This window comes from Streptomyces sp. NPDC028711 (genome assembly GCF_055565415.1).
On record NZ_JBVHUJ010000011.1, the window covers coordinates 50,490 to 71,476 of the forward strand.

The following is a 20,987-nucleotide window of genomic DNA, read 5'->3' on the forward strand; positions in this document are numbered from 1 at the left end:
ACAAGGGGGCGCATTCGGCGCTCTACGCCGTTCGGCGGACAGAGGGGACATACGGCGAGGGAGGCGGGGAAGGGGTGTCGGGCAGAGGGTCACCCCCCATCCATCGTCGGAGGAGCAGGCACCGTGGACCGTACCGAAGGGACCGGCGGGACCGCCGCCGTACGGGAAGGGGGTACCGAAGGGCGCCACGACCTCGCGTCGGCCGTGTCGCTCCAGGTCAACGGGACGACGCACGCGCTGCGCCTCGACCATCGCACCACCCTCCTGGACGCCCTCCGCGAGCACCTGGACCTCATCGGGGCGAAGAAGGGCTGCGACCACGGGCAGTGCGGGGCCTGCACGGTGCTCGTGGGCGGGCGGCGCGTGAACAGCTGCCTGCTGCTCGCGGTGGCGTGCGACGAGCCCGTCGCCACGGTCGAGGGCCTCGCCGAAGCGGACCGTCTGCATCCGCTCCAGGAGGCGTTCGTCTCCCGGGACGCCCTCCAGTGCGGCTACTGCACGCCCGGCCAGATCTGCTCGGCCGTGGCCATGCTGGACGAGGCCGCCGCTGGTCACCCCTCGTACGTGACGCCACCGGACCGGCCGGACGGCGAAGGGCCGGTGGACCTCGGCCCGGAGGAGATCCGGGAGCGGATGAGCGGCAACCTCTGCCGCTGCGGCGCCTACCCGAACATCGTGGACGCCATCGGGGAGGTCGCCTCGTGAAGCCCTTCGGATACCTGCGCGCCGACCGCACGGACCAGGCACTCGCCGCGTACGCGGCCCACCCCCGTGCCCAGTACCTCGCCGGGGGCACGAACCTCGTCGACCTGATGAAGCTCGGGGTGGCCGATCCTCCGTTCCTCGTCGACATCAGCCGGCTGCCGCTGGACGGCGTCGAGGAGACGCCGGACGGTGGCCTGCGTGTCGGGGCGACCGTCCGCAACAGCGACCTGGCCGTCCATCCGCTCGTACGGACCCGGTACACCGCGCTGTCGCAGGCGCTCCTCTCCGGCGCGTCCGCGCAGCTGCGCAACGCCGCCACCACGGGCGGCAACCTCCTCCAGCGCACCCGCTGCCTGTACTTCCAGGACACCTCCAAGCCGTGCAACAAGCGCGAACCGGGTACGGGCTGCCCCGCCCGCGAAGGAGTCCACCGCGATCTCGCGGTGCTCGGCCATTCCGCGCGGTGCGTCGCCACGCACCCGTCGGACATGGCGGTCGCGCTCGCCGCCCTCGACGCGCGGGTGCATCTGCTCGGTCCCGACGGGGAACGCGTCGTGCCGGTCACCGACTTCCACCGGCTGCCCGGTGACCGGCCGGAGCAGGACACCGTCGTCCGTCCCGGCGAGCTCGTCACCGGTGTGACGCTCCCCCCGCCCGCCGGGGCCGCCAGCGCCTACCGCAAGGCCCGTGACCGTGCCTCGTACGCCTTCGCGCTCGCCTCCGTCGCCGCCGTGCTCACCGTGGAGGACGGTGTCGTCCGCCATGCCGCCCTCGCCTTCGGCGGGCTCGCCCACAAGCCGTGGCGTGCCCACGCGGCCGAGGAGGTGCTGCGCGGAGCGCCCGCCACGGAGGAGACGTACGCGCGGGCCGCCGACGCCGAACTGGCCGCGGCCGAGCCGCTCCGCGACAACGGCTTCAAGGTGCCGCTCGCCCGCAATCTCGCCGTCCGCGTGCTCACCGATCTCGCGTCCCGCGCCTGAGGAGGCCGTCATGAACCCGGCTCCCCCGCCCCTCGCCCCGTCCGATGTCGCCGACGCCGACGCCGTCCGCCGTGACGCCCGTCAGAAGGTGACCGGCACGGCGCGCTACGCCGCCGAGCACGCTCCGCCGGGCCGCGTCCACGCCGTCGCCGTGCCCGCCACCGTCGCGCGCGGCAGGGTCACCGCCGTCCACGCCGAGGAGATCCTTCGGCGGCCGGGCGTCCTCGCGGTCCTCAGCCACGAGAACGCGCCCCGGCTCGGCGAGGCCGAGGACGGGACCCTCGCCCTGCTCCAGGACGACCGCGTCCCGCACCGGGGCTGGTACGTCGCGCTCGTGGTCGCCGACACCCCGGAGAACGCGCGCGCGGCCGCCGACGACCTGCGGATCGAGTACGCCGAAGAGGACCACGACCCGGGTCCACCCGTCGGTCATCCCGGTCTCCGCGTCCCGGAGGAGGCCAACGGCGGCCAGCCGGGCCTGCGGGAACGCGGCGACTTCGACGCGGCCTTCGCCGGGTCGGCGGTGCGCGTCGACGCGACGTTCACCATGACCGCCCAGCACAACCACCCGATGGAGCCGCACGCCTCCACCGCGTGGTGGGAGGACGGTGAGCTGACCGTGTACGACTCAAGCCAGGGGTCGACGACCGTACGGGACGTCCTCGCGCAGCTGCTCAAGGTGCCCGAGGACCGTGTCACGGTCGTCTCCGCGTACGTCGGCGGCGGCTTCGGTTCCAAGGGCACCCCGCGGCCGCAGGTCGTCCTCGCCGCGATGGCCTCACGGCACGTCGGGCGGCCCGTCAGAGTGGTCCTCCCCCGCCGTGAGCTGGCCGCCGTCGTCGGCCATCGCGCCCCCACCGTCCAGCGCGTCCGCATCGGCGCGGACGCCGACGGCGTGATCGGCGCCCTCGCCCACGAGGTCGTCACCCAGACGTCGACGGTCAGGGAGTTCGTCGAGCAGGCGGCCGTCCCCGCCCGCGTCATGTACACCTCGCCGCACAGTCGCACGAGTCACCACGTGGTGGCCCTCGACGTGCCCAGCCCCTCGTGGATGCGGGCACCGGGCGAGGCATCCGGCATGTACGCCCTCGAAGCGGCCATGGACGAGCTCGCCTTCGCCACCGGCGTCGACCCGGTCGAGCTCCGGCTGCGCAACGAACCCGCCACGGAACCCGACACCGGCAGACCGTTCAGCAGCAGGAACGTCGCGGAATGCCTGCGGCAGGGCGCCCGGCTCTTCGGCTGGGCGGACCGCGACCCCCGGCCAGGGGTGCGGCGGAGCGGCGACCGGCTGACCGGCACCGGAGTGGCCTCGTCCACGTACCCGTATCTCATCGAGCCCTCCACGGCGTCCGCGCACGCGGCGCCGGACGGCAGCCACGTCGTACGGCTCAACGCCACCGACATCGGCACCGGGGCGCGGACCGTCCTCGCGCGGATCGCCGCCGAAGCGCTCGGCGCCCCGCCGGCCTCGGTGCGCGTGGAGGTCGGCAGCAGCGCGCTGCCGACCGCCCCGCTCGCGGGCGGTTCCTCGGGAACCTCCTCGTGGGGGTGGGCGGTCCACAAGGCCTGCACGTCCCTGGCCGGCATGCTGCGCGCGCACGCCGGTCCGCTCCCGCCCGAGGGCCTCACCGCGTGGGCGGACACCACGGAGGAGGCCGGGCGGGAATCCCCGTACGCGCGTCACGCGTTCGGCGCCCAGTTCGCGGAGGTCGAGGTGGACACCGTGACGGGTGAGGTACGGGTCCGCCGGCTGCTCGGCGTGTTCGCCGCGGGCCGGGTGCTCAGCCCTCGTACCGCCCGCTCCCAGTTCATCGGCGGCATGACGATGGGTCTCGGCATGGCGCTCACCGAGGGCAGCACCCTGGATCCCGCGTTCGGTGACTTCGCGGAACGCGATCTGGCCTCGTACCACGTGCCCGTCTGCGCCGACGTGCCCGCGGTGGAGGCGCGCTGGCTGGACGAGGAGGATCCTCATCTCAATCCGATGGGCAGCAAGGGGATCGGGGAGATCGGCATCGTGGGGACGGCGGCCGCGATCGCGAACGCCGTGCATCACGCGGTGGGCGTACGGCTGCGGGACCTGCCGCTGACCCCGGACCGGCTCCTGCCGCATCTAGGGGGCTGAGGCGCGGCCTTCGGGTCCTGGGGCGCGGCGCGCAGGGGCTGAGGCGCGGCGCGCGGGGGTGGGCTGCGGCCGCGGGGGCCGAGCCGCGATCTGCGGGGTGAGCGGTGGGCGACGCCCTCGCCGGTACGGGCCTCCGCCGCGCGCGGACCGGTCGAAGGGCCGGCGGCGATCTCGTTTCGTACCCTGGCGGCATGCGTATGCGTCCCACTCTGAGCTGGACACCTGCCGAGGACCTGCCGCCGGGCACCACGGACCTGGGACCGGTCGCCGACGCGCTGGGCGCCGGCGGTGTGCTGGTCCTCAGCGGGGCCGGCCTCTCCACGGAGTCGGGCATCCCCGACTACCGGGGCGAGGGCGGGAGCCTCAGCCGGCACACCCCGATGACGTACCAGGAGTTCACCGCCGATGCTCAGGCGCGGCGCCGGTACTGGGCGCGCAGCCACCTCGGCTGGCGCACCTTCGGGCGTGCCCGCCCCAACGCGGGGCACCGGGCCGTGGCAGCCCTCGGGCGCCACGGCCTGCTCTCGGGGGTGATCACCCAGAACGTCGACGGGCTGCACCAGGCCGCCGGCAGCGAGGACGCCGTGGAGCTGCACGGAAGCCTGGCCCGGGTCGTCTGCCTCTCCTGCGGCGCCGTCACCGCGCGCGGCGAGGTCGCCCGGCGCCTCGACGAGGCGAACGCGGGCTTCGAGCCGGTGGCGGCCGGAATCAACCCAGACGGCGACGCCGACCTCACCGACGAGCAGGTCGGCGACTTCCATGTGGTGCCGTGCGGAGTCTGCGGCGGCGTCCTCAAGCCGGACGTGGTGTTCTTCGGCGAGGCCGTCCCTCCGCGGAGGGTCGAGCACTGCCGGGAGCTGGTCCGGGGCGCGACCTCGCTGCTTGTCCTGGGCTCCTCCCTCACGGTGATGTCGGGGCTCCGGTTCGTCCGCCAGGCAGCCGAGGCCGGAACGCCCGTCCTCATCGTCAACCAGGACCCCACGCGCGGGGACCGGCATGCCCTCGCCCGGGTCGCGCTCCCCCTGGGAGCGGCGCTCACCACCGTGGCGGCCCGCCTGGGCGTCTCCGTCGACGGTCAGGAACCGTCCTGATCGACGTCCTGGGCGAAGGGTTTCGGGCCGGCCGGAACGTCGGGGGCGGTCCGGCCGGACCCTCCGCGGTGTCACGCTTCGCGAGTGCCCTGCAGGGGTTCGGGAGCCAGGGCCGATTGTCAGTGGTGGGTGAGAAGGTAGGAGCATCCAGTCGGAAAGAGGGGGAGTCACCATGACCCGAACGCAGAACTACATCAACCATGTTGCTCTTGTCCTGGATGCCAGTTCTTCCATGTCGCGGCTGAGCGGCAAGGTCGTCGAAGTCGCCGACCAGCAGATCGCCTATCTCGCCCGCCGCTCGCGGGAACTGGATCAGGAAACGCGTGTCACGGTGTACGTCTTCGCCGACAAGGTGGAGTGCGTCATCTACGACAAGGACGTGCTGCGCATGCCGTCCCTCAAGCAGCTGTACCGGGTCGGGGGAATGACGGCTCTGCTCGCGGCCGCGCTGAAGTCGCAGCGCGAGCTGGCGCAGACGGCGCAACTGTACGGCGACCACAGCTTCCTGACGTTCGTGCTGACCGACGGGCAGGAGAACGTGAGTCACCGCTGCTCGGACGCCCCCGCCCGCGATCCGCGTCAACTGGTCGAGGCCGTCGCCAAGATGATCGAGACGCAGGAGGACAACTGGACGCTGGCCGTTCTGGTGCCGGACCAGATGGGCAAGCGCGAGGCCATGCAGTACGGCTTCCCGAAGGACAACATCGCCATCTGGGACGCCACGAGCACGCAGGGTCTGGAAGAGGCCGGGCAGGTCATCCAGGAGGCCACCGAGAAATTCATGGTGGGTCGCACCAAGGGAATCCGTGGATCGCGTTCGGTGTTCTCGGCGGGGGCCGAGGCGGTCAACAAGAAGACCATCGAAGCCGCCGGGCTCACGCCGGTGAATCAGTCCGAATACCAGCTGATTCCGGTGGCCCGTGATGCCGCGATACGGGAATGGATCGTCGAATCCGGCCACACGTACCGCACCGGTGGTGCGTTCTATCAGTTGAGCAAGTCGGAGAAGATCCAGGCGCGGAAGCAGATCGCGGTGCTGGAGAAGAAGACGGACCGGGTGTACACGGGTCCCCAGGCCCGGGCCCTGCTCGGACTGCCGGACGTGGAGGTCCGGGTCAAGCCGGACCACAACGACGACTTCACGATCTTCGTGCAGAGCACCAGCGTGAACCGCAAGCTCGTACCGAACACGCGACTGCTGCTGATGCTCTGACGCCCTGGTGGGTCGTCGGGAACCCGTCCCGCCCTCGTCGCGCCGGGGGGGCGCCTGCGGTCCGCCCCCCCGGCCGGCCTCAGCCGGTGCGCCGGGAGCGGGACACGGCCCAGCCGCCGAGTGCGGTGGCGAGCAGGCCCGTCAGGACGGCCACGTAGGCGCCGCCCAGGCCGTTGCCGGTGCCCAGGCCGCCTTCCGCGGTGGCCGCGACGAGTCCGCCGAGGAGCAGGCCGATCAGGCCCGCGACCACGGCCGGTACCGCGCCGGGGCGGCTCGTCGGCCTGGCCAGGGCGCGCCAGGCGATGACCACGCCGGCGAGGCCGAGGAGGGCCCCCGTCGTGGCTCCGAGACGGCCGGGGCTGAAGCTGAGGACGTCGGCGGCGAGCAACAGGTCGGGGCTCATGGGAATGCTCCTTCTCGTCGGACGGGGCGGGCTGCGCCGCCTCGCTTCTGTCCCCCGAATCCTGGCCCTCGGGCCGCTCGCCGGTCGTCCGGCGAGCGCAGACTCCTCGCACTGCCGCGACTGCGGCAGGCACGGTGCCGGCTACCACGGGCGTGGTAGCCGTTCGCTGGTCGCGAGGAGGATTCGCCGGCTGCGCCACCCGGTCTAGGGTGCGCGCATGAAGACACGGACTGCCGGTGTGTGGGAGCGGTACGGGGACTGGGTCATCGCGGCGGGTGTGACGGCGGCGCTCCTGGTCACCGGTCTCGCCGAGCTGCGTCCGGACACGGCCACGACGACCCGCCTCGACCTGCTCGGGCTCGGGCTCCTGGCGGCGGGCGGGCTTGCTCTGGCGGCGCGCCGCCGGGCACCGGTCGCCGTCCTGGCCGTGACCGGGGTCTGCGCGGTGGGCCATCAGGCGGCCGGTTTCGACGTGCCCGTCGTCGCGTACCTCTTCGCGGTGTACGCGGCGGTGCGGGCGGGGTACCGCACCGTCACGGTGGTGGCGAGCGTCGTCATGCTGGCTTCACTCCCGGTCGCGGCCCTGGCTTCGGGTCTGCACGACACGGGCCAGGCGTTCGCGCAGGCCAGGGGTGCCCTCGAAATCGCCTGGCTGGTCGCGGCCGGCGCCGCCGGAGAGGCGTTGCGGCAGGCCGAGCGGCGGGCGGAGGAGGCCGAGCGCACCCGGGAGGAGACCGCCCGGCGTCGCGCCGACGAGGAACGGCTGCGCATCGCCCGCGAGTTGCACGACTCGCTCACCCATCAGATATCGGTCGTCAAGGTGCAGGCGGAGGTCGCCGTGCACGTGGCGAGGAAGCGGGGCGAGGACGTGCCGGATGCGCTGCTCGCGATCCAGCAGGCCGGGCGGGAGGCGAGCCGGGAGCTGCGCGCGACCCTGGAGGCGTTGCGCGACGACGACACGACTCCGCCGTGCGGACTCGATGACGTCCCGGAGCTGGTGGAGGGGGCCCGTGCGTTCGGCGTGGACGCGACGCTGACGATCGAGGGCCGGGGCCACGATGTGCCGGCGGCGGTGGACCGTACCGTCTACCGGATCGTTCAGGAGGCGCTCACCAACGTCGCCCGGCACGCGGACGTGGGCACGGCGTCGGTGCGCATCGACTGCCGTACGGACGCCGTCGCGGTGCGCGTCGACGACGACGGCGGCGGGGCGACGGCGGCGAGACCGGCGGGTGTCACGGCACCCGGCCTCGGGCTGCTCGGCATGCGCGAACGGGTGACCGCCCTCGGCGGCCGGCTGCGCGCGGGGCCACGGGACGGGGGCGGTTTCACCGTCCACGCCGAACTGCCGCTTGAGCGGTCGTCGTGATCCGGGTCCTGCTGGTCGACGACCAGCCGCTCATCCGCAGTGGGTTCCGCGCTCTGCTCGACCTCGAGGACGACATCGAGGTGGTGGCCGAGGCGGCCGACGGGGCCGCGGGGCTCGCTCTGGCTCGGGAGCACGTGCCGGACGTGGCGCTCGTCGACATCCGGATGCCGGTCCTCGACGGCATCGAGACGACCCGGCGCATCGCCGCCGATCCGGCACTCGCCGCCGTCCACGTCGTCATCCTGACCAACTACGGCATGGACGAGTACGTCCTGGAGGCGCTGCGCGCCGGGGCCGCCGGGTTCCTCGTCAAGGACGTCGTGCCGGAGGACTTCCTGCACGCCGTGCGCGTCGCCGCCCGGGGGGACGCCCTGCTCGCCCCGTCGATCACCCGCAAGCTGATCGACCGGTACGTCACCGGTCTGCTTCCCGCCGACGACGGCGGCGTCTCCACGGCGCTGGATGCCCTCACGAGCCGCGAACGCGAGGCCGTCACCCTGGTCGCGCAGGGCCTGTCCAACGACGAGATCGCCGCCCGGATGGTGATCACGACGCTCACCGCGAAGACCCATGTCAATCGGGCGATGACCAAACTCCATGCCCGCGACCGCGCCCAGCTCGTGGTCCTCGCCTACGAGTCCGGTCTGGTGGCCCCTCGGCCGCCCCGGGTCACAGGTCGAACTCCAGGTGCTGGATGTCCGTGAAGCGGACCTCCTCCAGGCTTCCGGCGCGGCGGCCGCCGTCCTGGAAGTACACCTCCTTCAGTCCTTCGGCCGCGATGTGCTGGAGCTCGTCGTCGCCCGCGCCGGCCTCCTGAGCGGCGAAGAGGCGGGCGGCGTACGCGGGGGGCAGGGCGACGGTCAGGTGCCGGGTGCGGTCCTGGTCCGTCGACCCGATCGGCGCCGTGTAGCCGAGGCGGGCGCGGGTGTCGATGACGATGCCGCCGGTGGTGGCCGCCCTCTGCCGGGCCCTGGCCCTGATCTGAGGCTGCCACCGCTTCCTCACCTCGTGTTCCAGGCGTGCGGCGAGGTCGGGCCTCGGCTTCTTGATCTGGTCCTTCACGTACCGCTCGACGGTGCGCTGGGAGATCCGCAGCATCCGGGCGACCGCCCTGGTGCCCTTGAGCTGCCGGACGAGGTACCGCATCTGCGCGCCGGCGCTCTTGGGGGCCGGGCGGGTGAACGACTTCTGCACCGCCTTGTCGAGGCCGTCCCCGAACAGGGTCATCGCCCTCTCCTACTCTCCGTTGTCGGCGCCGGTGACGGTGCCGTCCTTGATGTAGCGGGCCAGGTTGAGTTCGGGAGCGTCGAACTGCTCCCTCACGCCCTCGCCCCAGAGGACGGTCTGGGTTCCCTCGTGCTTGACGAGGCCGGGATTGACCCCGAGCTTGAAGCCGCCGGGCAGCGGTCGGCCGTCCCGGTACGGGAGGAAGTCCAGCGGTGACGTGCCGTCGACCGCGTACACCACGCAGTCGGACAGGATCGCGACCGGGTAGTCGCCGGTGAAGGCGGCGTGCTTGACGATCTTGCGGTGGAGGTTGACGCGGGTCCGGGAGATGACCGCGGCGCGGATGTCCGGCCGCCAGGTCGGGCGGGCCAGGGCGCGCCACGGCCGGCCCGGGCGCCAGCCCTCGCCGCGCGGGCGTTCGCGCAGCTTGCCCAGGCCGCCCTTGACCGTGGCCTTGATCGCCGAGACGACGATCGCGAGTTCCGGGTCACGGCTCCTGAAGCCGTCCATCGCCGTCAGGAAGTCGGCCGGGGCCAGGTCCGCGGACACCCCGAGCTCGGCCATCGTGGTGAGGTAGGCGTCACGGAGCCGGTTGTACCAGACGTCGAGGTAGCGGCCGTTCTCCCGGCGGACGTAGGCCTCGATCGGCGCCACGTCGTAGCCGAGCTCCACCGCGTAGGCGACGGTGGGCGTCGCGTACCACGCCGGGCCCTGCGGACGGTCGCCGGTCCGTGTGAAGGGGCTGGGCAGCAGACTGCCGTCCAGCTCCACCCACTTGTCCTTGGCGACCTTCACCTTCGACAGGTCGACATGGGACAGGTCGACGAGCCAGCTTCCGGGGAGCTTCGGGTCGAACGCCGGCCGGTCGACGTGCGTCGGCGCGCCGAGGCCGACGACCAGGCCGTTCGCGCCGGCGGCGAAGGCGAGGTTCACATCGATGCCCACGAGGTTCCGGCGGAGGCACTCGGCGTCCGTCATCGGCCGCGCCCAGTCGTACGCCTCCTCGAACAGCGCCTCGGCCGGGCCGCGCAGGTGGAAGCGGGGCAGGTCCTTCAGTACGGGGTGTCCGTCGGGGGCCTCGCACGGTGCCGGGTCCACCGGGTCGCTGCCCAGCGAACCGGGGTTGTGCTCGGAGTGCCGCGTGCCGTCGGCGTCGGGCTCGGACGCGCGGGTCGGCGGGTGCAGCGCGGTCATCAGCTCCAGACCGGTGACGGCGGTGGAGCCGCGCGGAGTCATGACCCGGGCGGCGTACGTACCGAGGACCCTGGCCAGTTCCGCCGGCGGCAGCTGGGCGGCGTCGCCCCAGTGGCGGGCGTCGAGCGCGTTCCAGGACGGGACGCACAGCTGGACGCAGGCCCGTTCGGAGCCGGTGGCGGGGCGGTAGATGCGCGCCCACGGCCCGAATCCGCGCTTGGTCAGCTTCCAGTCGGCCCGCGCCAGCTGCTTGACGACCGGGTGGTCCTCGGGGACGCGGCCGGCGAGCTGCTCCTCATCGGTCAGGGTGACGGGCAGTCCGTAGCGTGCGAGGGCGGCCTCGGTGAGCACGAGGAGCGGGTCGGCGTCCTTGCCGGGACCGGACAGCTTCGGCTGCCCGAGCCGGGCCTCCCTGAGGGTCCAGTCGACCAGAGCCGGGACGGACTTCGCGGGCACGTCAAGGACCAGGCCGCCGACGCAGTACGCGAGGACCTGACCGTCGTCGGTGACGTCGACGACGGCGAGGGGACCGTTCTCGAACCGTGGGTCGGCGCCCCCGTCCGGGGCGGCGGCCTTCACGGCGCCGGGGCGGCGCGATGCCGGGGACGTGCTCGTGGGGCGGCGCGCGGGGCGGGGGGCGGACGGTGCAGCGGCGGCGGGGCGGGGCGCGGACCGTGGAGCGGTGGCGGGTGGGGGCTGGGCGCTCTCGGAGGCGGTCGGGTCGGCGGACTGATCGGCGGACTGCCCGGGGAACGGCGGCTCGGCTTGATCGGCTTCCGGCGGGGGAACGGCTTCGGTCGCGGGGGCGGCTGCGGCCTCAGGGGCGGGGCCCGCAGGACTGTCGGGATCCGCTGCCGGATCGGCGGGGCCGGCTTCTCGCGCGGGGGCCAGGGTGACCGGCGCCGTCTCCCTGGCCGGTTCGGCCGGGCCGGGGGGAACGGGGTAGAGCTCGGCGAGCTGCGTGAGCAGCCGGGCGTACGCCTCGCGTTCCGGTCCTCGGGGCTCCGTCCTGGACTCCCAGCCGCTGACCGTCGCCCGGCGCACCCGCAGCGCGGCGGCCACCTGGTCCAGAGTCAGGCCGTGCGCGGTGCGCAGCCGCTTGCGCTCTTCCGGCGGCGGCAGCGGTGCGCGGGACGCGACCAGGGCGTCGACAGCGTCGAACAACTCGGACATGAGACCTCCTGGCCGCCACTCTACCCACGGCAACCGTACGGGCAGCGCACCAAGGCCGTACGGAAGGCGTACGCATCGCCTGCGGCTTCCCGCTCCACGGGCCTACGGCTCGGGCTGCCGCTCCAGGTCCTGAACGGCTCGTGCCGCCTTTTCGGCGGCTCGGCGGGCCTCCCGGAGGGCACGTTCCGCCGCCTTCATCCTCGTACCGGCGTCCGTCGCGGCCGCCCCCGTCGCGGACTTGTTCGCGCGAGCCTCCCGCAGCGCCTGTTCCAGGTGGCGTACGTGGCCGGCCGCCTCCTCGTCCTTCCCCTCCGCGGCCTCCTGCGCTTCGCGGGCCGCGTCGAGTTCCCGCTCGCACCGGTCGGCCCCTCGCTCGGCGGCCTCCGCCTCCGTCCGGGCACGCTCGCGTTCCCGCAGCCGTCGTTCCGCCGCGCGCCCCGCCTCCGCCTTCCCCGGCGTCGGCCGCTCGGCGGGAGCCGGCCGGGCGGGCACCGACTCGGGGGCGACGGCGGGGAAGCCGACCGCGGCCTCCGGCACCTTCACGAGGCGGCCCTTCGACCACTGCTCGGCGACCTCCGGGTGCGCCAGTACGCCGTGGAGGGCCTGCTCGACCTCGTGGAGCACCGTGTCGCTCAGCGGCTGTCCGGCTTCTCGGGCCAGGTCGGCGGCGGTACGGGCGAGAACGGTCACGAGCTGTTGCCGCTGTCGGCCGGCCTCCCGCAACTGCTCGCCGTCGAGCGTCCTGTGGGCTTCTCGCAGTGTCTCGCCCAACGTGAGGAACCGCGCGGTCTCCTGCGGCCGTTCCCGGGCCAGGAGGTTCGCGGCCCATGCCGCGAGTCCCGGCCGGCGCAAGGCGGCGACGGCCTTCGCCGCGGCCGTGTCCTTCGCCTTCCGCGCCTGGGCGACGTACGCGTCCCGCGCCGGAACGAACTCGGCCGGCTTGAGGCCGTACAGCTCGTCGGTCACCTGCTCGACATCCACGCCTCCCACTGTGCGCCGCCGCCACGCGGCGGGCGCGCACGCCCGTCCCGCCTCCACCGGATGCCCGCCCCGATCACCCGCGTGGACGCCGTCGCGGTCGGCGGAGGACGCTCCTCCGGCCGCACGGCACACACCGACGAAACGACCGCCACCGCCGGGAACCGGCCGTGGCGGGATTGTGTCCATATGAGCGGGCGTATCGGGTACGGCGTCGAGGGGGCTCGGATGGGCGCGTGGGTGGTCCCGGGGTACAGCGAGGCGCGGGAGCTGGGTGCGGGCGCCAGTGGTCGGGTCGTGCTCGCGACGCACGATCCGACCGGTGCGCCGGTCGCCGTGAAGTACCTGAATGAGAGCTTCCGCTCGAACGCGGCGTTCGTACGGGGGTTCCGGGCCGAGGCCCGGTTGCTCGGCGCTCTGGACAGTCCGTACGTCGTGGGGTTCTACGAGTACGTCGAGGCTCCACGGGGTGCGGCCATCGTCATGGAGCTGGTCGACGGCGTCGCGCTGCGCGCCCTCCTGGCGCGGGAGGGTGCGACCGGTCCCGAGGCCGCTCTCGTCGTGCTCAAGGGCTCGCTCCTCGGTCTCGCCGCCGCTCACCGGGCGGGCGTCGTGCACCGTGACTACAAGCCCGCGAACGTCCTCGTCGCCGCCGACGGCTCGTCCAAGCTCGTCGACTTCGGCATCGCGACCGGTCGGGGTGCCACGCCGGGGGTGGCCGGCACGCCCGCCTACATGGCGCCGGAGCAGTGGAACGGCGCGCCCGCCTCGCCGGCCGCCGACGTGTACGCGGCGACCGCGACCTTCTTCGAGTGTCTGACGGGGCGGAAGCCGTTCTCCGGCGGCACCATCGCGGAGCTGGCCCTGCAGCACCTGGACATGCCCGTTCCCGACGGACAGGCGCCTGAGCCGCTGCGTCCGCTCATCCGGCGCGGTCTCGCCAAGTCCCCGCACGAGCGGCCGGAGAACGCGGCCGCGTTCGTGACGGAACTGGAGTCGGTCGCCAGGGCCGCGTACGGCCCGGACTGGGAGGAGAGGGGCCGGAGGCGGCTGGCCGCCCTGGCCGCGCTCCTGCCCCTGCTCTTCCCCTCCTCCGGCGGCACGTCGGAGGGAACGACCGCCCTCGCCACCACCACCCTTCCCGCCCCGCCGCCCCGTCCTCGACGGCGTATCCCCCATGGGCTGCCGGCGGGTGCGGCCGCGCTCGTCCTGGCGCTCCTGCTCGCCCTCGCCGCGCGGGCCGGCGGTGAGGAGGCGGAGGGCGACGAGGCTGCCCAGGCGTTCGCGACGACGCGTACCGGGCCCGGCGCCGCGTCGACTCCGCCACCCGCCCCGAGTCCGGCCACGTCCACCACTACGGCGCCCACGCCGACCCTGACGAGTCCCTCGCCCTCCTGGTCGGAGAGCCCTGGGCCCACCGCCTCTCCGGAGGCGACCCGCTCGGAGGCGGCGCCGACCCCGACATGGTCGGACACGGCGACGCCTGCCGGCTCCACGGCACCCACGACACCCCCACCGACAGCACCGCCGACTCCGACGACCACGCCCCCGACCACGGCCTCGGCGTCTCCGCCCGTCTCCGTGACGGCGGTCTCCGTCACCGGCCCGCGTCAGACCGGGCCGACGACCGCCGCCGGGGGCGTCGAGGTCACGACGGACGGAACGGGACCGGTGACGATCTCCGTCGAGTGGTTCACCGGGGACGGGAAGGGGGCGCCGGGCACCCCCGACGGCTCCGAGACCTTCCGGCGCGAGGGCGCCACCCGGTACACCCTGGCGCTCACCCACGAGTTCCGGGGCGCCGGTTGCCACTGGGGGCTGCGTGCGACCACGAACCCCGCCGCCGCGAACGGCGGTTCCTTCCAGGAGGTCCTCGTCCGGCGGTGCACGGTCTCATGAACGACGACGACTACAGCGCCACCCGGCTCGGCAGCCACTGGTTCACACACCCGACACCCGATACGGCTCCGGACCGGGCGGAGGGCGAGGTCCTGCGGTTCGGGCCCGGCGTGACCGCCGCCGCGGCCCGGCGCGCCGCGAGCGCCCCCACCGCCGTACAGATCTGGCACGGCACCCTCCCCGGCGTCCCCGGGCCGCGCCCCGTCCGCTCCCGGTGGCCGGTCCGCTTCGCGTGGGCGGCCGTCGTGGCGGCCGCCGTCCTCGTGTTCCTCGCCTGGCGCCATGGCGGCCCCCGCGTCGCGGTGCGGGACGTCACGGTCAGCGCCACGGGGCAGCGCATCGGCTGCGACGACACGGCGGACATCGTGGGTGTGGTGCGTACGGACGGGCGCCCCGGGACCCTCACGTACCGCTGGGAACGCAGTGACGGCACCCGCTCCGCTCCTCTGCGCGAGCGCCTGACACGTGGACAGGAGGAGGCCAAGCTGCGCCTCTTGTGGACCTTCCACGGCCCGGGGACGCACCACGCGGAGGCGCGCCTCGTGATCATCTCGCCCACCGCCCACACGTCCGCTGCGGCGTTCACGTATCAGTGCCGCTGACGCGCGGAGCGTGGCCATCTAGGACATCAACTGGCCTATATGGCAGGCAGAGTGTTCCCCATGACGACGACATTCCGCGGTCTCGCGACCATCCGCTACCACGCCGACGACCTGGCCGCCGCCCGTGCCTGGTACTCCGAGGTACTCGGCGTCGAGCCGTACTTCGAGCGCCCGGAGTACATCGAGTTCCGGCTCGGCGACTACCTGCAGGAGTTCGGCATCTCCCGGACCGTCTCCGCCCCGGCCGGTGTCGTCGCGTACTGGCACGTGGACGACGCCGACGCCGAGATGGCCCGGCTGCTCGGCCTGGGCGCGAAGGAACACGAACCGCTGCGCGACTACGGCGACTTCCGTGCGGGGGCGGTGCTCGACCCGTTCGGCAACATCCTCGGGATCATGCGCAACCCGCACTACCTGGAGGTCCTCGGCCGGCACGGTGACGGGTCCGGTCCCGGCCGCTGACGAGCCGTTCGTTCGGGGCGGGCGGGCCGTCTCGGTCGCCGCGCACGCCCTCAGTCGGACGACCCGAACCGTACCCGTACCGTCAGACCGCCTCCCTCCGGGTTCGGGGACGCCTCCACCCTGGCGTCATGGGCGCGGGCGATCGAGGCGGCGATCGACAGGCCGAGGCCCGCGCCCTCTCCGGAGGCGCCGGTGCGTTCCGTGAGGCGGCGGAAGGGTTCGAAGAGGAGGGGGACGGTGGCCGGCGGGATCTCGGGGCCGGTGTTCGTCACCTCGATGCCGTCGGGGCCCGTACGGACCTCCACGCGGCCTCCGGGGACGTTGTGGCGTACGCCGTTCACGGCCAGGTTGTGGATCAGCCGGTCGAGGAGCACCGCGTCGCCGTCGACGGTCAGCGGGCGGGCCCGTACGGTCAGGGTCACCCCGCGTTCCCGTGCCTCGGCGGCCAGGGCGTCCACGGCCTCGGTGGCCACCCGGTGCACCGCCACCGGGCTCCGTTCCCGCAGCCCCTGGTCGGAGGCGGCGAGCAGCAGCAGGCCCTCGATGATCCGCTGGCTGTCGTCGGCGACCTCGATGAGCTTCGTCCGGATCCGGGCGATCCGCTCGGGTGACGGCTCCCCCGCGAGCCCGATCTCGGCCGCGGCGCGCTGTACGGCGACGGGAGTGCGCAGTTCGTGTGCCGCGTTCGCCGCGAACCGCTGCTGTGCGGAGACCAGGCCCTCCATCCGGCCCAGCATGCCGTCGAAGGTGTCGGCGAGTCGTTTCAGCTCGCCCGGCGGTCCGCCGAGGGCGATCCTCTCGTGCAGGTTCTCGCCGGACAGCCGGCGGGCCGTCTCGGTGATCACGGCCACCGGCCGGAGCACCCGTCCCGCCATCCACCACGCGAGCACGACGGAGAGGACCGCGTAGGCGAGGAGGACGACGAGCGAGACGGTGAGGAGCCGTTCGAGGGCCGCCGACTCGGCCGCGTCGCTCACCGTGCGGGTGATCGCGAGGGCTTCGCCGGGGATCCGGGCGGGCGCGGTCGCTGTCGGGTCGGAGGGTGCCGGACTGGCGGGTTCGGCCGTCCGGAAGTCCGTCGGGAACATGGTCGGCAGGTCCTCGAGACGCTGGGCCGGTACGGCCCCGGTGACCGCGAGGCTGATCGACGAGGAGAGGCCCTCCTTCACGAGGAGATAGACGACCCCGGTGAGAAGGGCGCCCGCCAGCAGCAGGAGTCCTCCGTAGAGGGCCGTCAGCCGGGACCGCTCCCCTGTCGGCATCCGCTTCACGGCACGATCCGGTAGCCCGAGCCCGGCACCGTCTCCACCACCGGCGGTTCGCCGAGTTTCGCCCGGAGTTTGCTGAGCGTGACCCGTACCGCGTTCGTGCGGTAGCTCGTGTGCTCCTCCCAGACCTGTTCGATCAGGTCCTCGCCGCTGACGACGGCTCCCTCGGCCCGGAGCAGTGCTTCGAGGACCGCGAACTCCTTCCGTGACAGATGCAGGTGGCGTCCGTCCCGGCAGGCCTGGCGGCGGGCGGTGTCGAGGACGATCCCGGCCCGTTCCAGTACGGGTGGCAGCGCGGGCCGGGCGCGCCGGCCGAGCGCGAGGACGCGGGCGAGCAGCTCGTCGTACGCGAAGGGTTTGGTCAGGTAGTCGTCGGCGCCGAGACCGAGGCCCTCCACCCGGTCCCGTACCGTGCCGGACGCCGTCAGCATGAGGACCCGGGTCAGCAGCCGCTGCTCGACCACGCGGCGGCACACGTCGTCGCCGTGCATCCCGGGGAGGTCACGGTCCAGGATCAGGACGTCGTACTCGCCGAGCTGCATCTTCCGGAGGGCTTCGAGGCCGTCGGCCGCGATGTCGACGGCGAGCGCGTCGCGGCGCAGCCCCTCGGCGATCATCTCGGCGAGAAACGCCTCGTCCTCCACCACCAGTACACGCATGTCCCCTGTCTATCCGAGAGTGACGTTTCGCCGGTGTAAACGAAACCGCTGAGAGAGACGAAACATCCCTTGGCGGCAGGCTCCACGCCATGACGATTCGAAGGATCACCCGGGCCGCCGCCGCCACTTCCCTGGCCGCCGCCCTGTCCCTGCTCGCCACCGCCTGTTCCGGCTCGGACTCCGGTTCCGGAGGGAGCGACGGGGGCGTGAGCGAGGAGGGCAAGAAGGCCGACCAGGCCTTCGAGCACCGCAAGTGCCTGCGTGAGCAGGGTCTCGACGTGCCCGAGCCCAAGCCGGGCGAGCAGGGCGTCGGGCTCACGATCGGCGGCGACGGCGTGTCGAAGGAGCAGATGGAGAAGGCGTTCAAGGCCTGCCGGGACAAGGCGGGCGGCGCCGGGGTCGGGGAGGAGCCGACGCAGGCCGACAAGGACAAGGCGCTCGCGTACGCGAAGTGCATGCGCGAGAACGGCTTCAACATGCCGGACCCGTCGTTCGACGGCGGCGCGCAGGCGGCCCGGCCGATACCCCAGGGTGCGGAGAAGCAGAAGTTCGACAAGGCCGCCAAGGCGTGCGAGAGCGTGGCCCGGTGACCGGCCGCGAACGGCCGATGGGCCGGCGTCGGCTGGCGTTCGCCCTCGCGGCGATCGTGGCCGTCGCGGGCGGCGGCGCCGCGGTGACGGCCCTGTCCGCGCCGGAACAGCGGGACACGGCGGGCGGCTCGGCCGGCTCCGCGGGGCTTCCGCGCGCGACCGCCCCCGTCACGCGGGGCGATCTCAGCGACAGCTCCCAGCGGGACGGCACCCTGGGGCACCTCGGCGAGCGGAAGATCAACGCCGGGCCGGCCGGGGTCCTCACATGGGTCGCGGCCGCCGGGTCCGTCGTCGGGCGGGACGAGCGGCTGTACGAGGTCGAGGGTGGTCCCGTCCGGCTGATGTACGGCGCCGAGCCCATGTACCGGACGCTGAGGACCGGCGACGAGGGCAGGGACGTACGGCAGCTGGAGGAGAACCTCGCCGCCCTCGGATACACGGGCTTCGACGTCGACGAGGAGTACACGGCGAGGACCGCCGCCGCCGTGAAGCGCTGGCAGAAGTCCCACGACCTGAAGCAGACGGGCACGGTCGGTCCCGACCGGATCGCCTTCGCGGGCAGTGCCGTACGGATCAAGGAGGCGGGTGCCGCGGTCGGCGACCGGATCGCGCCGGGCGCTCCGGTGCTCACCGTGACCGGCTCCGAGCGCGTCGTACGTTTCGACATCCCCGTGTCGGAGGCGGCGTCGGCGAGGACCGGCACACGGGTGAGGGTCAGGCTGCCGGACGGTACGGAGCTTCCGGGGAAGGTGTCGGCCGTCGGGAGGACCGCGTCGGCGGGCGAGGACCCGCAGGACAGGACCCCGAAGGTGCCCGTCACGGTCTCCTTCGACGAGCCGGGGAAGGTCAGGGGCATCGACCAGTCCCCCGTCACCGTCGACCTCACCGGCGAGACGCGCCGGGACGTCCTGTCCGTGCCCGTGAACGCGCTGCTCGCGCTGCCCGGTGGCGGTTTCGGCGTCCAGGTCGTCGAGAACGGCACGGCTCGGGACGTGGAGGTCGAGCTCGGCATGTTCGGGCAGGGCAGGGTCGAGGTCAGCGGCGAGGGGCTGCGCGAGGGCATGAAGGTCGGGGTGCCGTCCGCATGAGCACGGTGGTACGGCTCTCCGGAGTCACCAAGGAGTACGCGGGCGGGGTCCGCGCCCTCGACGGCGTCGACCTCACCGTCGCCGCGGGGGAGTTGCTGGGGATCGTCGGGCCGTCCGGTTCGGGCAAGTCGACGCTGCTGCACATCGTCGGCACCCTGGACCGGCCCAGCGCCGGAACGGTCGAGATCGCCGGGCACGACATCGCCTCGCTGTCGGACCGCGGGCTCTCGGCGCTGCGCGCCCGGCACATCGGCTTCGTCTTCCAGGCCTTCCACCTGGTGCCGGGCGTGGGCGCGCTCGAGAACGTGGCCGAGGGGCTGCTGTACTCCGGGCTGCCCAGGGCCCGGCGGCGGACGATGGCCGCCGAGGCGCTGGCCCGGGTGGGTCTCGCGGACCGGATGAAGCACCGGCCGCACGAGCTGTCGGGCGGGCAGAGACAACGGGTCGCCATCGCGCGGGCGGTGGTCGGCGAACCGGCGCTGCTGCTCGCCGACGAACCGACGGGCGCGCTCGACTCGGCCTCCGGGGAGGCGGTGATGGGACTCCTGCGGGAACTGAACGCGGAGGGTTCGACGATCGCCGTCATCACGCACGACACCGAGATCGCGGGCCGGCTGCCACGGCAGGTCCGGATCCGTGACGGGCGTGTCGTGGCGGACACCGCTCGCGGGAAGGTCGCGGCGTGATGTCCCGTACGCGCACCGTTCCGAAGGCCGCCCGGCTCGGCCCGCGCGATGTCCTGCACGTCGGCTCCGCGGGGCTGCGGAGCCGGCCCGTGCGGGTGGTGCTGTCCGCGCTCGGCATCGCCATCGGCATCGCCACGATGATCGCGGTCGTCGGCATCTCGGCCTCCAGCCAGGCCCAGTTGCTCCGTCAGCTCGACGCGCTCGGCACGAACATGCTGGTCGCCAAGCCGGGCGAGGGCATGTTCAGCGGGCAGGAGGTCAAGCTGCCCAAGGACGCGGTGGGCATGGTCGGCCGGATCGCGGGGGTCGAGGAGGCCGCCGGGACCGGCGACCTGAAGAGCTCGGTGCGCCGCACGGAGAAGATCCCGGAGGGCGAGACCGGCGGGATCGCGGTGAAGGCGGCCACGGAGGGGCTTCTCGACGTGCTGCGCGGCGGGACGGCGTCCGGTACGTGGCTGAACGGCGCCAACGGCCGCTATCCGTCCGTGGTGCTCGGCCATGTCGCGGCCGGGCGGCTCGGCATCACGAGGCCGGGGCAGCAGGTGTGGATCGACGACCGGTACTTCACGGTCATCGGTGTCCTCGACCCGCTGCCGCTCTCCCCCGAGATCGAACGGTCGGCGCTGGTCGGCTGGGAGGGCGCGGCGCGGCTGCTCGGCTTCGACGGGCATCCGACGGCGGTGTACGAGCGGTCCACGGACGCGTCCGTACGGGACGTCCAGCGGCTTCTGGCGCCGACGATCGACCCGCGGAACCCGCAGAACGTGTCGGTCGGTGATCCGTCATCGGCGCTCAAGGCGAAGGCGGCGACGGAGGGCGCGTTCACCACGCTGCTCCTCGGCCTCGGCGGGATCGCGCTCCTGGTGGGCGGCGTCGGTGTCGCCAACACCGTGATCATCTCGGTGCTCGAACGGCGCCACGAGATCGGCCTGCGCCGGTCGCTCGGCGCGACCCGGGGCCAGATCAGGATCCAGTTCGTGACGGAGTCCCTGATGCTGTCGGGCCTCGGCGGCCTGGCGGGCGTGGCGCTGGGCGGTGCGGCGACGGGCGTGTACGCGTCCACGGGCGGGCTGCCGTGGGTCGTGCCGCTCTGGGCGGTGGGCGGTGGCTTCGCCGCGACGCTCGCGATCGGCACGGCGGCGGGCCTCTATCCGGCGGTCCGGGCGTCACGACTGTCACCGACGCTGGCGCTGGCGGCGGCGTAGGAGCGGGCGCGGGCGGCGCATGGGCGAAGGGGCGCGCCGCCCGGGTCCGCACGGGCGGTCACACCGG

20 protein-coding genes are annotated in these 20,987 nt (G+C 73.5%); 14 read left to right on the forward strand and 6 right to left on the reverse strand.

Translation table 11 applies throughout. The features are described from left to right. Positions 1-123: 123 nt before the first annotated feature. The 5 genes from ACZ4VK_RS28870 to ACZ4VK_RS28890 all read left to right on the forward strand — a co-directional run bounded on the left by ACZ4VK_RS28870 (position 124) and on the right by ACZ4VK_RS28890 (position 6,117). Entirely contained in the window at positions 124-705 is a 582-nt protein-coding gene (locus ACZ4VK_RS28870; protein WP_468358176.1) for a 2Fe-2S iron-sulfur cluster-binding protein, read from the forward strand. Beyond that, a complete protein-coding gene (locus ACZ4VK_RS28875; protein ID WP_468358179.1) occupies positions 702-1,685 on the forward strand; it encodes an FAD binding domain-containing protein in 984 nt (327 codons plus the stop codon). The genes ACZ4VK_RS28870 and ACZ4VK_RS28875 overlap by 4 nt, the downstream gene beginning before the upstream one ends. A 10-nt stretch (positions 1,686-1,695) precedes the next feature. Then, entirely contained in the window at positions 1,696-3,813 is a 2,118-nt protein-coding gene (locus ACZ4VK_RS28880; RefSeq protein WP_468358182.1) for a xanthine dehydrogenase family protein molybdopterin-binding subunit, read from the forward strand. A gap of 191 nt (positions 3,814-4,004) precedes the next feature. Beyond that, complete coding sequence (locus ACZ4VK_RS28885; RefSeq protein WP_468358185.1) at positions 4,005-4,904, forward strand: NAD-dependent protein deacetylase; 900 nt, start codon at positions 4,005-4,007, stop codon at positions 4,902-4,904. A gap of 172 nt (positions 4,905-5,076) precedes the next feature. Then, positions 5,077-6,117, forward strand: a complete 1,041-nt coding sequence (locus ACZ4VK_RS28890) for a vWA domain-containing protein (protein WP_468358188.1) — start codon at positions 5,077-5,079, stop codon at positions 6,115-6,117. Between the two features lie 79 nt (positions 6,118-6,196). On the opposite strand, the gene ACZ4VK_RS28895 is transcribed toward ACZ4VK_RS28890, so the two are convergent. Further along, positions 6,197-6,520 carry a DUF6223 family protein gene (locus tag ACZ4VK_RS28895; protein WP_468358191.1) on the reverse strand — a complete coding sequence of 108 codons (324 nt, stop codon included), beginning with the start codon at positions 6,518-6,520 and terminating at the stop codon, positions 6,197-6,199. A 217-nt stretch (positions 6,521-6,737) separates the two neighbouring features. On the opposite strand from ACZ4VK_RS28895, the gene ACZ4VK_RS28900 reads away from it, so the two are divergent. Together ACZ4VK_RS28900 and ACZ4VK_RS28905 are read left to right on the forward strand one after the other, a co-directional pair. After that, positions 6,738-7,889, forward strand: coding sequence for a sensor histidine kinase (locus ACZ4VK_RS28900; protein WP_468358194.1), 1,152 nt, complete (start codon positions 6,738-6,740; stop codon positions 7,887-7,889). Continuing rightward, on the forward strand, positions 7,886-8,593 hold the full coding sequence (locus tag ACZ4VK_RS28905; protein WP_468358197.1) for a response regulator: 708 nt from the start codon (positions 7,886-7,888) through the stop codon (positions 8,591-8,593). The genes ACZ4VK_RS28900 and ACZ4VK_RS28905 overlap by 4 nt, the downstream gene beginning before the upstream one ends. Here the strand turns inward: ACZ4VK_RS28905 and tpg are convergent. The 3 genes from tpg to ACZ4VK_RS28920 form a co-directional block, all read right to left on the reverse strand. Further along, positions 8,559-9,116: a telomere-protecting terminal protein Tpg gene (gene tpg, locus ACZ4VK_RS28910; protein ID WP_468358200.1), complete on the reverse strand. Its 558-nt coding sequence runs from the start codon at positions 9,114-9,116 to the stop codon at positions 8,559-8,561. The genes ACZ4VK_RS28905 and tpg overlap by 35 nt on opposite strands. Positions 9,117-9,125: 9 nt before the next feature. Continuing rightward, positions 9,126-11,483 carry a telomere-associated protein Tap gene (gene tap, locus ACZ4VK_RS28915; protein ID WP_468358203.1) on the reverse strand — a complete coding sequence of 786 codons (2,358 nt, stop codon included), beginning with the start codon at positions 11,481-11,483 and terminating at the stop codon, positions 9,126-9,128. Between the two features lie 102 nt (positions 11,484-11,585). Beyond that, a complete protein-coding gene (locus tag ACZ4VK_RS28920) occupies positions 11,586-12,464 on the reverse strand; it encodes a hypothetical protein (protein WP_468358206.1) in 879 nt (292 codons plus the stop codon). A gap of 225 nt (positions 12,465-12,689) precedes the next feature. On the opposite strand from ACZ4VK_RS28920, the gene ACZ4VK_RS28925 reads away from it, so the two are divergent. The 3 genes from ACZ4VK_RS28925 to ACZ4VK_RS28935 are packed head-to-tail and all read left to right on the forward strand — an operon-like array spanning position 12,690 to position 15,424. Next, positions 12,690-14,360 (forward strand): serine/threonine-protein kinase, encoded by a 1,671-nt coding sequence (locus ACZ4VK_RS28925; RefSeq protein ID WP_468358809.1) that lies wholly within the window; start codon positions 12,690-12,692, stop codon positions 14,358-14,360. Continuing rightward, the gene (locus tag ACZ4VK_RS28930) at positions 14,357-14,962 is read left to right on the forward strand and encodes a hypothetical protein (protein WP_468358209.1); all 606 of its coding nucleotides are present in this window, start codon (positions 14,357-14,359) and stop codon (positions 14,960-14,962) included. The genes ACZ4VK_RS28925 and ACZ4VK_RS28930 overlap by 4 nt, the downstream gene beginning before the upstream one ends. 60 nt (positions 14,963-15,022) lie before the next feature. Next, positions 15,023-15,424, forward strand: a complete 402-nt coding sequence (locus ACZ4VK_RS28935; RefSeq protein ID WP_468358212.1) for a VOC family protein — start codon at positions 15,023-15,025, stop codon at positions 15,422-15,424. A 50-nt stretch (positions 15,425-15,474) separates the two neighbouring features. On the opposite strand, the gene ACZ4VK_RS28940 is transcribed toward ACZ4VK_RS28935, so the two are convergent. Further along, positions 15,475-16,686, reverse strand: a complete 1,212-nt coding sequence (locus ACZ4VK_RS28940) for a sensor histidine kinase (RefSeq protein ID WP_468358215.1) — start codon at positions 16,684-16,686, stop codon at positions 15,475-15,477. Between the two features lie 5 nt (positions 16,687-16,691). Then, on the reverse strand, positions 16,692-17,351 hold the full coding sequence (locus ACZ4VK_RS28945; protein ID WP_468358218.1) for a response regulator transcription factor: 660 nt from the start codon (positions 17,349-17,351) through the stop codon (positions 16,692-16,694). A gap of 89 nt (positions 17,352-17,440) precedes the next feature. Here ACZ4VK_RS28945 and ACZ4VK_RS28950 point away from each other — a divergent pair, with 89 nt between their 5' ends. From ACZ4VK_RS28950 to ACZ4VK_RS28965, 4 genes are read left to right on the forward strand one after another with little or no spacing between them, the layout of a single operon-like run. Continuing rightward, a complete protein-coding gene (locus ACZ4VK_RS28950; protein ID WP_468358221.1) occupies positions 17,441-17,941 on the forward strand; it encodes a hypothetical protein in 501 nt (166 codons plus the stop codon). A 17-nt stretch (positions 17,942-17,958) separates the two neighbouring features. Then, the gene (locus ACZ4VK_RS28955) at positions 17,959-19,029 is read left to right on the forward strand and encodes a peptidoglycan-binding protein (protein WP_468358812.1); all 1,071 of its coding nucleotides are present in this window, start codon (positions 17,959-17,961) and stop codon (positions 19,027-19,029) included. Then, positions 19,026-19,715 (forward strand): ABC transporter ATP-binding protein, encoded by a 690-nt coding sequence (locus ACZ4VK_RS28960; RefSeq protein ID WP_468358224.1) that lies wholly within the window; start codon positions 19,026-19,028, stop codon positions 19,713-19,715. Before ACZ4VK_RS28955 ends, ACZ4VK_RS28960 begins: the two co-directional genes overlap by 4 nt. Then, positions 19,715-20,920 carry an ABC transporter permease gene (locus tag ACZ4VK_RS28965; protein WP_468358227.1) on the forward strand — a complete coding sequence of 402 codons (1,206 nt, stop codon included), beginning with the start codon at positions 19,715-19,717 and terminating at the stop codon, positions 20,918-20,920. Before ACZ4VK_RS28960 ends, ACZ4VK_RS28965 begins: the two co-directional genes overlap by 1 nt. Positions 20,921-20,987: the final 67 nt, after the last annotated feature.

Excerpts from the sequence above, each read along its gene's own strand:
- ACZ4VK_RS28880 (WP_468358182.1), top strand. The coding sequence starts at position 1,696 with ATGAACCCGGCTCCCCCGCCCCTCGCCCCGTCCGATGTCGCCGACGCC.
- ACZ4VK_RS28885 (WP_468358185.1), top strand. The coding sequence starts at position 4,005 with ATGCGTATGCGTCCCACTCTGAGCTGGACACCTGCCGAGGACCTGCCG.
- ACZ4VK_RS28890 (WP_468358188.1), top strand. The coding sequence starts at position 5,077 with ATGACCCGAACGCAGAACTACATCAACCATGTTGCTCTTGTCCTGGAT.
- ACZ4VK_RS28895 (WP_468358191.1), bottom strand. The coding sequence starts at position 6,520 with ATGAGCCCCGACCTGTTGCTCGCCGCCGACGTCCTCAGCTTCAGCCCC.
- ACZ4VK_RS28900 (WP_468358194.1), top strand. The coding sequence starts at position 6,738 with ATGAAGACACGGACTGCCGGTGTGTGGGAGCGGTACGGGGACTGGGTC.
- tpg (WP_468358200.1), bottom strand. The coding sequence starts at position 9,116 with ATGACCCTGTTCGGGGACGGCCTCGACAAGGCGGTGCAGAAGTCGTTC.
- tap (WP_468358203.1), bottom strand. The coding sequence starts at position 11,483 with ATGTCCGAGTTGTTCGACGCTGTCGACGCCCTGGTCGCGTCCCGCGCA.
- ACZ4VK_RS28925 (WP_468358809.1), top strand. The coding sequence starts at position 12,690 with ATGGGCGCGTGGGTGGTCCCGGGGTACAGCGAGGCGCGGGAGCTGGGT.
- ACZ4VK_RS28930 (WP_468358209.1), top strand. The coding sequence starts at position 14,357 with ATGAACGACGACGACTACAGCGCCACCCGGCTCGGCAGCCACTGGTTC.
- ACZ4VK_RS28935 (WP_468358212.1), top strand. The coding sequence starts at position 15,023 with ATGACGACGACATTCCGCGGTCTCGCGACCATCCGCTACCACGCCGAC.
- ACZ4VK_RS28940 (WP_468358215.1), bottom strand. The coding sequence starts at position 16,686 with ATGCCGACAGGGGAGCGGTCCCGGCTGACGGCCCTCTACGGAGGACTC.
- ACZ4VK_RS28945 (WP_468358218.1), bottom strand. The coding sequence starts at position 17,351 with ATGCGTGTACTGGTGGTGGAGGACGAGGCGTTTCTCGCCGAGATGATC.
- ACZ4VK_RS28950 (WP_468358221.1), top strand. The coding sequence starts at position 17,441 with ATGACGATTCGAAGGATCACCCGGGCCGCCGCCGCCACTTCCCTGGCC.
- ACZ4VK_RS28955 (WP_468358812.1), top strand. The coding sequence starts at position 17,959 with ATGGGCCGGCGTCGGCTGGCGTTCGCCCTCGCGGCGATCGTGGCCGTC.
- ACZ4VK_RS28960 (WP_468358224.1), top strand. The coding sequence starts at position 19,026 with ATGAGCACGGTGGTACGGCTCTCCGGAGTCACCAAGGAGTACGCGGGC.
- ACZ4VK_RS28965 (WP_468358227.1), top strand. The coding sequence starts at position 19,715 with ATGTCCCGTACGCGCACCGTTCCGAAGGCCGCCCGGCTCGGCCCGCGC.